Consider the following 13,368-nt stretch of genomic DNA (forward strand, 5'->3'; position numbering starts at 1 on the left):
TCATGATGAGACTCACTACGACTCCAAAACAAGATGGTTTCTCTTTTCCGGCTGAGTTTGAGCCGGTAAGAGAAGTATGGTTGGCTTGGCCCGAGCGCAAAGATAACTGGCGCAACGATGCTAAACCGGCGCAACAAACCTTTGCTAATGTGGCTAATGCCATTGCCGACGTGGTTCAGGTCACTGTCGCAGTGACGTCTACCCAATATGAACGAGCTCGTACTCAACTGCATAGTTCAATAAAGCTCGTAGAGATGGCATACAACGACTCATGGATGCGAGATATTGGACCAACAGTGGTCGTGAATGCACGCGGAGAACGACGAGGAGTAAGCTGGAAATTTAATGCTTGGGGCGGCGAGTATAATGGCTTGTATGATGACTGGAGCGCCGACGACCAAGTGGCGGAGTCAGTATGTGAAGTTGCCGGAATGGATCATTACCAAGCGCCAATCGTGCTAGAGGGTGGTTCTATTCACACCGATGGTGAAGGGACGTTATACACAACCGAAGAGTGTTTGTTGAGCCCCGGACGAAATCCAGAGTTACAACAAACCGATATCGAAAAAACCTTATGCGAATACTTGGGCGTTGAGAAAATAGTCTGGTTACCTAAAGGCCTTTATAACGATGAAACGGATGGTCATGTTGATAACCTTATTCACGTAATTGGTCCGGCAAAAGTGATACTGAGTTGGACGGATGATCCCTTCGATCCACAATTTAAGCTATCTCGAGAGGCTTATACGGCACTGCGCAGTCAAAAAGATGCAAAAGGTCGTGACATTGAGGTGATTAAAATACCAGTTCCTGGTCCCTTGTATTACACCCAAGAAGAAGCCGAAGGGATTGATTCCAGTGATGGCATGGTTCGACAAGAAGGGGAGCGACTAAGCGCATCATACGCTAACTTTTTGATGGTAAATGAACATGTGTTTCTGCCATTGCTTGATGAGCAGTTTGACAGCATCGCGATGGAGATACTAAAAACAGCGTTACCAAATTTTCATATTGTGGGTATACCTACCAGAGAAGTTCTACTGGGCGGTGGCAACATTCACTGTATAACACAGCAGATCCCTGCTTAATAAATAGGTGTTTTCCGATAAAAGCATGTGGCCTAAGGAAGACAGAAGGAAGGTAAATCAATATGCAGCAAATACAAAATAAAAGCTTACTCTCTTTTATGACTTCTGCAGCAGAGCAGGCTATTGCGGTAACTAACCCCGCCACTGGAGACATTGTTGGCCACGCGCCAGTGTCTAATGAACAAACCTTAATGGACGCCATTGAGCGGTCCCATGTCGCCCAAAAAGAATGGGCGAAGTTACCGGCAAAAACACGTGCTGGTATGCTGAATCGCTGGTATCAGTTGATTCTAGAGAACAAAGACGACCTCGCAAGAATTATGACGCTTGAGCAAGGTAAGCCTCTGGCCGAAGCCGCAGGTGAAGTGCTTTATGGCGCCAGCTTTATTGAATGGTTTTCTGAAGAAGCTAAACGTACCTATGGCGACACTATTCCAGGCCCAACGGCAGATAAGCGATTGGTAACAATCAAGCAACCGATTGGGGTGGCGTGTGCGATCACGCCGTGGAACTTCCCTATCGCTATGATCACCCGTAAGGCTGGTCCAGCGCTCGCTGCGGGTTGTAGTTTTATTGTTAAGCCTTCTGATTCGACGCCGCTGTCGGCATTTGCCACGGTAGAATTAGCGTATCAAGCGGGTATTCCTCGCGATGTATTACAGGTGGTATTGGGGGAAAGTTCTCGCAAAATTGGTGCAATTTTTACATCGCACCCACTCATTCGAAAGCTGTCTTTTACGGGGTCAACGCAAGTCGGCAGCGTACTGATGGCGCAAAGTGCGAAGGACATCAAACGCACGTCAATGGAACTTGGCGGCAACGCACCGTTCATCGTTTTTGAGGATGCTGACATCGATGCGGCTATCCAAGGGGCGATGGCCTCTAAATTCCGTAACGCAGGACAGACATGTGTGTGTGCAAACCGATTTTATGTGCATAGCAAGGTGTACGATGAATTCGTTACCAAATTTGATGCGGCGGTTCAGCAACTGAAAGTAGGAAATGGTCTGGATGAAGGCGTGAATGTGGGTCCTGTCATTAGTGAATCGGCTAAACAAGGGATTCAGGCGCTTATTGACCGTGCCATTGAGCAGGGTGCGACCCCTACGTCAGAGTTGCAAAAGCTGGATAGTTTGTTCATGCAACCTGTCGTACTTAAAGATGTGACCCATCGTATGGACATCATCCAAGAAGAGATCTTTGGTCCGGTTGCACCGGTTGTGCGTTTTGAGACGGATGAAGAGCTGATTGAGATGGCGAATGACACCATCTATGGCCTAGCATCTTACTTTTATAGTCAAAACATCCATCGTGTTTGGAAGGTCGCGGAAGCGCTCGAGTACGGCATGGTGGGAATTAACGAAGGCATCATCTCTACGGAATTGGCGCCATTTGGCGGCGTGAAACAATCGGGCATTGGGCGTGAAGGCGCAAAACAGGGTATCGACGAATATATGGACGTTAAATACCTGTGTTTTGGTGGCAACTAAGAAGGACAATTAAAATGAACAATCAACAATTACACCAAAGAAGAAATCAAGTCATTGCCCAAGGCATGGGTGCGCTGTACCCACTTTACGTAACGAAAGCGGATAATGCTTTGGTCTGGGATGTCGATGGTAACAAGTATATTGACTTTGCTGCGGGCATTGCTGTCACCAATACTGGCCACTCGAATAAGCGCATCTCTGAGGCAGTGAAGGCACAGATTGATAATTTCTCGCATACTTGTGCGATGGTGACGCCGTATGAGTCATTCGTGGAGTTGGCCGAAAAACTAACCGATATTGTCCCGGGTGATACTCAGAAAAAAGCGATCTTCTTAACAACAGGTGCTGAAGCGGTAGAGAATGCTGTCAAGGTTGCTCGTGCTCATACAGGCCGCAGTGGAGTGATTGCCTTTAAAGGTGGCTTCCACGGTCGTACCAATATGACGATGGGTTTAACAGGCAAGGTTGCACCTTATAAGGCAGGCTTTGGACCGTTCCCTAATGAAATTTTTCACGCACCGTATCCGAATGAATACCACGGTGTGTCGATTGAGCAAAGCCTTCAAGCCCTACAAGATTTGTTTGCCTGTGATATTGAACCTAGCCGAGTCGCTGCGATCATTTTTGAGCCAGTACAAGGCGAAGGCGGCTTTTATCAAGCGCCGCCAGCCTTCGCACAAGCGTTGCGTAAGCTGTGTGATGACCACGGTATTTTATTGATTGCTGATGAAATTCAAACAGGGTTCGCTCGTACGGGTAAAATGTTCGCGACTGAATACTTGGGAATTGAACCGGATATGATGACGCTAGCCAAAGGGATTGCTGGTGGTTTTCCAATCTCTGCATTAGTCGGTAAGGCGCATGTCATGGATTCTGCGTTGCCAGGTGGTTTAGGTGGCACTTATGCGGGTTCACCTCTTGGATGTGTTGCGGGTCTTGAAGTGCTTAAGATCATCGAAGAAGAGCAGTTATGCGCAAAAGCGCAAGGGATTGGTGAAATCGTAAATGCTCGTATCAATAAACTAAAAGAAACCGTGCCGGCAATTGGCGAAGTTCGTACGATTGGCGCGATGATGGCCATTGAATTTACTGACCCTAACACGGGCTTACCTGGTCAAGACATAACGAAAGCGGTCATTGGGAAGGCGCAAGAAAATGGCCTGATTTTATTATCATGTGGTGTAAAAGCGAATGTCATTCGCCTCTTACCACCGCTAACGATAGAACCTGAAGTTTTGGCTGAGGGTTTAGACAAGCTAGAAGCGATCATTCAAGACGTCGCAAAATAGCGATGACGTCTGCCGAGCAAACGATGATGTAAGCCGTACCTATATTTTGTATCATCGTGGTAAAGCAAAGCCCCCTCGATTCGAGTCCGAGGGGGCTTTTTTAATCGTTACTACAGATGTGATATTGCGATGTCGTAATGTCGTAATGACGTAATGACGTAATGACGTAATGTTGGGGCTGCAGTGAGTGATTGGCAGTACGAGTGATCCAAGCAAAAAGCGTTCTGATAATCAATGCTTGAGAGAGCCCGTACTTGAGATAGTCTGCGCTTAAGATAACCGATGCTTAAGATAATAACGGTAAGACATCGTACAAACTCTCAAATAAATAGTCGGCTTCGGCTTTGACATCGCTATCAGGAAGCAACATGTCAGGAATCATGGCCGCTATACATCCAGCGCTTTTCCCCGCTCGCATGCCATTATTTGAATCTTCTAGTACCAGACATTGAGATGGCTTGATCCCCAGTTGTGTGCAAGCCATAAGGTAGCAATCGGGCTGAGGTTTACCGTTAAGTACATCCTCAGCGGCAATAATGAGATCGAATTGCTTTAGATAATCGGACTGACAAAAGTTACGTTCTACCTCCTGACGGTGTGAGGACGTCACTAACGCTATGGTTAAGCCTTGATGTTTGGCCATTTGAAATACGGCATGAAACCCAGGTTTGAACGTCACACCTTGCGAACGTGCGCGATGAAAATGTTGATCGCGTACTGTACGGAAAGCTCTTAAATCAAGGAGGTGAGTAAAATGCTCACTTAGTATCCGTTCACATTCAGAATCTTGCACACCTATAAAAGTGCGGTAGAGATCATCATTTAACTCAAGACCTTGTTGTCTCGCAGCATGTTGCCAGCTGACTTTGTACAAAACTTCAGTGTCAAAAATCAAACCATCCATATCAAACAATAGCGCCTTAATCATCTCTCATCCTTATTTCATTATCAAAATGCTCACAGCCTAACGCAAGAGGTACACAATAATCGACGTTCAATTTAAGCAATAAATGGGCTGAAAAATCAAATTCATTTCTGTAATTTAATTACATTTATAGGTGAATTAGCGTAGTTAGTGTGCAATTTCAACGAGCGACCCATCGATATCTATCGAGGTTATTGATGCCATTTATAAATAATGTGAAGTTCATCACTAACTAAAAGTGGTTAATGCATGAGGCAAAAGTGACTTTTATCACTGTTTATTGATAATCATTATCATTAAAAATGAGTTGTAATTTATAAACAGCGATATGTTGTGATCTCCATCACTAAAAATTAAATGTTACGGAATAAATGCGGTGATCCACGTCACAAAATGCTGCCCATTGAGGCATTTTAGAAATCTTGTGTTACTTTTATATGGACTTTTGAAAAACACTTTTTGTCAACGAACACATTATATCAGCGAATATTACAATAACGAGGACACCCTATATGTTATCTCCTGAAGCGAAAATCAAAGTGCAGAACTTTGGTCGTTTCCTCTCCAACATGGTGATGCCAAACATTGGCGCATTCATTGCTTGGGGATTGATTACGGCACTATTCATTCCTACCGGTTGGATCCCAAATGAGACATTGAGCTCAATGGTGGGTCCGATGATTACTTACATGCTACCACTGCTGATCGGTTATACCGGTGGTAAAATGGTGGCAGGCGACCGTGGTGCTGTGGTAGGTGCGATTACCACAATGGGTGTGATCGTTGGTACTGATATTCCAATGTTTATGGGAGCGATGATTGTTGGTCCTTTAGGCGGCATCGCAATCAAGAAATTTGACGCTGCGGTAGACGGTAAAGTTAAGAGCGGTTTTGAGATGTTGGTGAACAACTTCTCTGCGGGCATCATTGGTATGATTTGTGCCATCATTGCTTTTATCGTTATTGGTCCAGCAGTAAAAATGCTGTCAACAGGTCTAGCGGGCGGCGTAAACTTCCTTGTAAACGCGGGCCTACTGCCACTGACTTCAATTTTCGTTGAACCTGCGAAAATCCTATTCCTGAATAATGCAATTAACCACGGTATTTTCTCTCCGCTGGGTATTCAACAAGCAGAAGATATGGGTCAATCTATCTTCTTCCTTATTGAAGCAAACCCTGGTCCTGGTCTTGGCCTTCTGCTTGCCTACATGTTCTTTGGTAAAGGCAATGCGAAGCAGTCTGCACCTGGTGCCGCTATCATTCACTTTTTTGGTGGTATCCACGAGATTTACTTCCCTTACGTTCTAATGAACCCTCGTCTTATTCTTGCGGTTATCGCAGGTGGTATGACTGGTGTCTTCACCCTGACTGTCTTTAATGCAGGTCTGGTATCTCCAGCATCGCCAGGTTCAATCTTTGCTGTTCTTCTAATGACACCAAAAGCTTCATTTATCGGTGTGATTCTTTCTGTAATCGCTTCTGCAGCCGTATCATTTGCTGTTGCAGCGCTTCTGATGAAGACTCAAACACAAACTGATGACGAAGATGACTCTCTAGAGAAAGCGGCAAGCCAAATGAAAGACATGAAAGCGTCTTCAAAAGGCCAAGCTGGTGCAGAGCTAGACCTAGCTGCGGTTCGTAAAATCATTGTTGCATGTGATGCTGGTATGGGTTCAAGCGCAATGGGCGCTAGTCTACTTCGCAAGAAGGTGGACGCTGCTAACCTCGATATCTCAGTAACGAATTTAGCTATTAACAACTTGCCGCAAGATGTCGACATTGTCATCACGCATAAAGATCTGACAGACCGTGCTCGTAAGCATGCAGGTTCAGCTCATCATATTTCACTAAATAACTTCCTAGACAGTGCGTTATACGATGGTCTTGTTAGTGAACTAGCCGATGCGCAAACAGCAAAAAAGCCTGAAGCGCCAGCGAACACAAGCTCTAGCGATAATGGAACGCTAAAGTTATCAAATGACAATATCTTCTTGGGTATGGACATGAAGTCCAAAGAAGACGTTATCAAGTTTGCTGGTGAGCAGCTCGTCAAACTTGGCTATGTAGAGCCTCAATACGTCGCCGGTATGATGGCACGTGAAGAGCTAGTATCTACATATTTAGGTGAATCTATTGCGGTTCCTCACGGCACGATTGAAGCGAAACAGTTTGTGAAGCAAACGGGTATCGTATTCTGCCAATTCCCTGCCGGTGTTCAATGGGGTGAAGATGAAGATGACGTCGCGAAGATGGTTATCGGTATCGCTGCGCAAGGTGATGAACATATCCAAGTGATTACCGCCATTACTAACTCACTAGATGATGATGAAGCCGTCGAATTGCTGAAATCGACCACTGATGTCGCTGACGTGCTACGCATCTTGAACGGTAAATAATCCGATTTATCGCTCCTAAGTGAAAGAGACCAGTGCCCCCGCATTGGTCTCATTTTGATTTTATCTTTTTCTTTTTTTCGTGTTTATTTAGGAAAACGTCTTATGAAAGCTCTCCATTTTGGCGCAGGCAATATCGGTCGTGGTTTTATTGGTAAATTACTATCGGATGCGGGTATTCATGTCACATTTGCGGATGTGAATGAAACGGTTGTTAATGGCTTAATTGAGCGTCAATCTTTCCCTGTAAAAATTGTTGGCGAAGATTGCGTTGTTGAAACGGTTACTAACGTTACCGCGATTAACTCAACTAGCTCTGATGTTATCGATGCAATCGCAAATGTCGATATCGTGACCACGGCAGTCGGTCCGACCGTGCTAAAAATTATCTCGAAGTCTGTTGCGCAAGGCATTGAAAAGCGCATTGCACAAGGCAATACATCTCCCCTCAATATCATCGCATGTGAAAATATGGTTCGCGGAACGAGCCAATTAAAAGACATGGTGTTTGAACACCTTTCAGCCGATGCACAAGCATTTGCATCTGAGCACATTGGATTTGTAGACTCAGCGGTTGACCGTATTGTGCCGCCAGCTGAAGCGGGCGAAACGGATCCACTTGCTGTTACCGTTGAAACCTTTAGTGAGTGGATTGTGGATCAAACGCAATTTGTTGGAGAAATCCCAAACATTAAAGGGATGGAATGCACTGATAACTTGATGGCATTTGTTGAGCGTAAGCTCTTTACACTCAATACTGGCCACTTGATTACGGCATATCTTGGCGTGCGTGCCGGTCATGAGACTATCAAAGATGCTATCGAAGATGACGCTATTCGCGCTGATGTCACTGCTGCAATGCAAGAAAGTGGCGAGGTTCTGATTCGTCGCTATGGTTTCGATAAAGAGGCGCATGCGGCTTATATTCAAAAAATCATTGGTCGTTTTGCTAATCCGTTTTTGCGTGATGAAGTAGACCGTGTTGGTCGCCAACCAATCCGCAAACTGAGCCCTCAAGACCGCTTGATTAAGCCTCTGAACGGTACGTTAGAATATAGCCTACCTAACAGCCACCTTCTGAAAGGCATCGCCGCCGCGTTCCTTTATACAAATGACGATGACCCGCAAGCGGTAGAATTGCAGGCCATGTTTGCAGAACAAGGCTTCGAAAAAACATTAGCGCATTATTCTGGGCTGAATATTGACGCAGAAGTTGTTACACTTGCGCACCAAGCGTATCTAGCGCTTAAATGATTCAAGTAACGGGTGTCACTTCGGTGACACCGTTTGTTTTAAGAGAACTTATGCCGCTGCATCCACCAAACGAAACTGAACTTCTTGAAGCGCTGTCTGAAGCGAAAGACGCGAGTGAGTGCCTAATGGCTGCTTACGACGCGATTGATGATACGCTTGATGCGCTGATTAATAGCGTCTTTCATAAAGATGACTATGCAGTAAAGTACGTGGTGGATCCGCTACTCACTAGCGATGGCCCGCTCGGCGACATTTTGGTTCGCGCGAAGCTGTTGCTAGGTCTTGGCGTGATTTCCAAACAAGTGTATGACGATATTGATATCTTTGTGACGCTTCGTGAATGGACCAAACATCAAGAGAATAATGTCAGTTTTACCGAGGTGGACGTCATTTTCGAGCTGAACAAAGTGTCAGCAATACAGAAGATGATGCCGATAGAGTATGACGCCAAGATGGCGGAAGGCTTGGATGCGGTGATGTTGAAAATGTATCTTGAACGCCATTACCAGCGAGTGAAGTCAACTCTGATACTTGCGGTAACTGAAATGGTCAGCACCCTTTGTCGAGATAACCCGCTACTTTAATCGTGGTTGCTCTATGCCGAGAACGGGCACTGTTTCTTTCGTTCTTCCCCCTCAAAAAATAACTGACCTCAAAGAATGTCTGAAGATCAGACATTCTTTGAGGTCATGCTCATTTCCACTACTTCCTTCCTTGATCATGTTTTCCTCTGTCTTCTCATGTTTTGCCTTGCTCAGGTTCCAGTCTTCTTCTTGTTAAAACTCATTATGTTTCGTTTCGTAATTAATGGTCGAAAGTTCATGTCTCTATTAATGTCTACTAATTGCGACATAATAGGTTCTATTGGATTTATTTGGGTTTGTGGTTTGAAAAATATCTTTCGTTGTGAAATAATTTACTTAGTTAATAAGTTTTGAAGTGAAACTAATGCGAAAGCGAAATACCCAAGTCCGACGTCATTCTATTGCTCAGCTCGTCCAAGAGAAAGGGCAGGTGAGTGTGGAAGAGCTGTCTGAGTTGTTCGATACCTCAGAAGTGACGATTCGAAAGGACCTCACCTCTTTAGAGAATAACGGTCAGTTACTGAGACGATATGGCGGTGCCGTCGCATTACCTCAAGAAGCTGTTGATGAGGTACTTAATCACTCTGATGCTGACGTTGCGGATAAAAAAGGCATTGCTAAAGCGGCCGTTGATCTTATCCGAGATCACAATCGGATTGTGATTGATTGTGGCAGCACCACGGGTGAACTCGTGTCTCGGTTGGGCAGCAAAAAGGGTTTAGTGATCATGACTAATTCTCTTGCGCTAGCGAACGCTGTTAACGAACTCGAAAACGAAGTCACATTGTTAATGACGGGTGGAACATGGGATAGCCATTCAGACTCGTTCCAAGGCAAAGTGGCTGAGTCTGTTTTACGCTCTTATGATTTTGACCAGTTGTTTATAGGCGCTGACGGCGTTGATTTGAGCCGAGGTACCACCACATTTAATGAACTCATTGGACTGAGTAACGTGATGGCAGAAGTCGCACGTGAAGTCATTGTTATGATTGAATCTGAGAAAATTGGTCGAAAAATACCGAATTTAGAACTTGCATGGGATGCCATTGATGTCCTGGTGACGGACAGTGGCTTGTCTAACATGCAAAAACAACAAATAGAATCTAATGGCGTAAAGGTTATTTGCGCCTAACCCAAATTATCCCCTTGTTAATGATTTGCTTGCGTTCAAAGGGGAAACAAAACTAGAGATGGAGACATAATATGTGTGGAATCGTAGGTGCGGTAGCACAGCGCGACGTAGCGGAAATTTTGGTTGAAGGCTTACGCCGACTTGAGTATCGCGGATATGATTCAGCGGGTGTGGCGGTTGTGAACGAAAATTCAGAACTAACGCGTGTACGTCGTTTAGGTAAAGTACAAGAGCTTGCAGACGCAGTAAACGCTCAAGACGTTATTGGCGGTACGGGCATCGCACATACTCGTTGGGCTACACATGGCGAGCCATCAGAAGTGAACGCGCACCCACATGTTTCTGGCGACATTGCTGTGGTCCATAACGGTATTATCGAAAACCACGAAGAGCTGCGAGTTGTTTTGCAAGAGCGCGGTTATGTATTTCATTCTCAGACTGACACTGAGGTTATCGCTCACCTGGTTGAATGGGAACGTCGCAGCTCAGAAACATTGGTTGAAGCGTTGCAAAAAACAGCCGCTCAACTAGACGGTGCTTACGGTACTGTGGTTGTTGACCGCAAAGATCCAAGCCGCATCGTGGCTGCACGTTCTGGTAGTCCAATTGTGATTGGTTTTGGTGTTGGTGAAAACTTCCTTGCCTCTGACCAACTTGCGTTATTGAGTGTGACTCGTCGCTTTATGTACCTAGAAGAAGGTGATGTTGCCGAGATTACACGCCGTGATGTGACCGTTATCGATGTAAATGGTCAGCCTGTCGAACGTGAAATCACAGAATCCAATGCCGAACATGACGCTGGTGACAAAGGTAAATATCGCCACTTCATGCAAAAAGAGATCTTTGAACAGCCTTCAGCGCTTATCTCTACAATGGAAGGTCGCCTGACTGACAAAGCGGTCGTCACGGAAAGCATTGGTATTAATGCGGTTGATATTTTGAAGAAAGTTGAACATGTTCAAATCATCGCATGTGGCACTTCGTACAACTCTGGCATGGCGGCTCGTTATTGGTTTGAGTCTATCGCAGGCGTGAGCTGTGACGTGGAGATTGCTTCTGAGTTCCGTTATCGTGACTTCGTGGTTCGTCCAAATAGTTTGTTGGTGACCCTATCTCAATCAGGTGAAACCGCAGATACGCTTGCCGCGCTGCGCCTTGCAAAAGAAAAAGGCTACATGGGCGCTATGACCATCTGTAACGTCGCTGGATCGTCGCTAGTGCGCGAATCTGATTTCGCCTTCATGACGCGTGCAGGAACGGAGATTGGCGTAGCATCAACAAAAGCATTCACCACTCAATTGGCTGCGATGCTAATGATGGTCGTGTCTATCGGTCGCCTACAAGGTCGCATGAGTGCAGAGCGTGAAGAAGAAATCGTGAAGTCACTGCATTCGCTTCCTGCTCACATTGAAAAAGCGCTCGCGTTTGATAAAGAAATTGAAGCACTGGCGCCTGATTTTGCAGACAAACACCACACCTTATTCCTTGGTCGCGGTGAGTTCTACCCAATCGCGATGGAAGCGTCTCTAAAACTCAAAGAGATCTCATACATTCACGCTGAAGCGTATGCGGCAGGCGAGCTAAAACACGGCCCATTGGCATTGATTGATGCGGATATGCCTGTAGTTGTCGTTGCCCCAACGAATGAGCTTCTAGAGAAATTGAAATCGAACATCGAAGAAGTGCGTGCACGTGGCGGTTTATTGTATGTCTTCGCCGATGAAAAAGCGGGTTTTGAAGGCGACGAAAACATGAAGATCATCAAGATGCCTCATGTTGACGACATCATTGCCCCTATCTATTACACCGTACCAATGCAGCTGCTGTCTTACCACGTAGCACTGATTAAAGGGACCGATGTCGACCAACCTCGTAACCTTGCGAAAGCGGTAACGGTTGAATAATTGACTGCTAGCGCTTAAATGATTTGTACAAGAGTAATAAAGACTCATACTGAGTATTAAAGTGTCATACTCAGGAATAAAGTATCATACTAAAAAGGCAGCGAAGATTCGATCTCGCTGCCTTTTTGCTGTTTGCTCTAGCGCGTTTTTGCCCCAAAGTTTGTTATGTTTCCAAATCCATTACAGATAGCCAGCTAGTTTTGATATACAAAAAGTAATGCGTGGATTTGCTCGACAAAAACGCTGACTCTCTATTTGCATTAGTAAAAAGTATCCATATTGATCATTTTTCAAAATACCTAGTCACTCAGTTAACCGATGGATGGTGAGATCAGTGCATTGCATCTAAACTACCTTGATTTATGCCGGAACTAATAGTTTTGAGTTGTAAAGGTTGTTCTTCGCCTCTGAAAACGCTGCAGTCCTTTGGGTTAGAACAATTTCCATATCAACTTGCTTTCTTCAGGTCATCAGCACGTTTTTGCTGTAAGGCTAAAATTAATTTACTCTCACCTTGCATACTTGGTATTTCCCCACACCTTGAGTAAGATGACCCGAAACCCTTAGTTTTTATGGAATTATGACTGAGTTATTTGAGCAAAAAAATTTGCAGCCTTTGTACATTCAAGTCGCGGGAGAGTTAAAGCGCGAGATTGATAAAGGCACTTATCCTGCGGGCAGTAAGCTACCGTCTGAAAATCAGTTGGTGGACCTGCTGAAAGTCAGCCGTGTAACGGTGCGTAAAGCGTTACAGCAACTCAATGATCGTGGTTACATCTTCTCAGAGAAGGGCAAAGGCAGCTTTGTTAAATCCAATAAGCTGCGTCACGACTTCCTATCTATGTCTGGTTTGGCGCAAGAAGCTGCGGGCGCAGGGTTAGAGGCAACTAACATTGTCGATGCGTTTGAAGTGTTACCCGCGGACGAACTTGTCTCTCAGAAACTCAATATTTCGCTTGGTGAACCGGTTAACTTTGCTCGTCGTTTACGCTTGGTGAACGAACAAGTAGTCTCATTTGAAGAGTTTTATATCCCCCGAGTGCTGTTGCCTAACCTCACAAAAGAGGATCTCAAGGGATCAAAGTTCGAATATTTGAGCCGCCATGGGATTGAGATGGTTAAAACGCAACAAAAACTGTTGCCGGCTCTGCCCGACGCTACAGTTCAGCAGTTGTTGGATGTTGGAGAGCTAGATCCTATATTGATCAACCAATCACTAAACTACTATGAAGAGCAGAAGATCTACGAATATTCAACGGTTTACTATAAACCTAGCTTATATGATTTTGAGATAACCGCACGAGTTTAG

At 45.2% G+C, this 13,368-nt stretch carries 10 protein-coding genes; 9 read left to right on the forward strand and 1 reads right to left on the reverse strand.

The window, feature by feature from the left end; translation table 11 throughout:
* The first annotated feature begins 5 nt into the window (after positions 1-5).
* The 3 genes from aguA to gabT all read left to right on the forward strand — a co-directional run bounded on the left by aguA (position 6) and on the right by gabT (position 3,867).
* A complete protein-coding gene (aguA, locus tag AB4405_RS19485; RefSeq protein WP_372062520.1) occupies positions 6-1,088 on the forward strand; it encodes an agmatine deiminase in 1,083 nt (360 codons plus the stop codon).
* 62 nt (positions 1,089-1,150) lie between these two features.
* A complete protein-coding gene (locus AB4405_RS19490) occupies positions 1,151-2,578 on the forward strand; it encodes an NAD-dependent succinate-semialdehyde dehydrogenase (RefSeq protein ID WP_372062466.1) in 1,428 nt (475 codons plus the stop codon).
* Positions 2,579-2,592: 14 nt separating this feature from the next.
* Positions 2,593-3,867: a 4-aminobutyrate--2-oxoglutarate transaminase gene (gabT, locus tag AB4405_RS19495; protein ID WP_102468988.1), complete on the forward strand. Its 1,275-nt coding sequence runs from the start codon at positions 2,593-2,595 to the stop codon at positions 3,865-3,867.
* Between the two features lie 286 nt (positions 3,868-4,153).
* On the opposite strand, the gene AB4405_RS19500 is transcribed toward gabT, so the two are convergent.
* A complete protein-coding gene (locus AB4405_RS19500; protein ID WP_372062467.1) occupies positions 4,154-4,795 on the reverse strand; it encodes an HAD family hydrolase in 642 nt (213 codons plus the stop codon).
* Positions 4,796-5,304: 509 nt separating this feature from the next.
* Between AB4405_RS19500 and AB4405_RS19505 the strand changes: the two genes are divergently transcribed.
* From AB4405_RS19505 to AB4405_RS19530, 6 genes are all read left to right on the forward strand, one after another.
* Positions 5,305-7,188, forward strand: a complete 1,884-nt coding sequence (locus tag AB4405_RS19505) for a PTS mannitol transporter subunit IICBA (RefSeq protein WP_372062468.1) — start codon at positions 5,305-5,307, stop codon at positions 7,186-7,188.
* Positions 7,189-7,290: 102 nt separating this feature from the next.
* Positions 7,291-8,439: a mannitol-1-phosphate 5-dehydrogenase gene (locus AB4405_RS19510; protein WP_372062469.1), complete on the forward strand. Its 1,149-nt coding sequence runs from the start codon at positions 7,291-7,293 to the stop codon at positions 8,437-8,439.
* Positions 8,436-9,023: an MltR family transcriptional regulator gene (locus tag AB4405_RS19515; RefSeq protein ID WP_372062470.1), complete on the forward strand. Its 588-nt coding sequence runs from the start codon at positions 8,436-8,438 to the stop codon at positions 9,021-9,023. The genes AB4405_RS19510 and AB4405_RS19515 overlap by 4 nt, the downstream gene beginning before the upstream one ends.
* A 364-nt stretch (positions 9,024-9,387) precedes the next feature.
* Positions 9,388-10,155: a DeoR/GlpR family DNA-binding transcription regulator gene (locus AB4405_RS19520; RefSeq protein ID WP_372062471.1), complete on the forward strand. Its 768-nt coding sequence runs from the start codon at positions 9,388-9,390 to the stop codon at positions 10,153-10,155.
* Between the two features lie 71 nt (positions 10,156-10,226).
* A complete protein-coding gene (gene glmS, locus AB4405_RS19525) occupies positions 10,227-12,059 on the forward strand; it encodes a glutamine--fructose-6-phosphate transaminase (isomerizing) (protein WP_372062472.1) in 1,833 nt (610 codons plus the stop codon).
* Between the two features lie 580 nt (positions 12,060-12,639).
* Positions 12,640-13,368, forward strand: coding sequence for a GntR family transcriptional regulator (locus tag AB4405_RS19530; protein WP_372062473.1), 729 nt, complete (start codon positions 12,640-12,642; stop codon positions 13,366-13,368).

The sequence above is a fragment of the Vibrio sp. 10N.261.51.F12 genome, assembly GCF_041471725.1.
Taxonomy (GTDB): domain Bacteria; phylum Pseudomonadota; class Gammaproteobacteria; order Enterobacterales; family Vibrionaceae; genus Vibrio.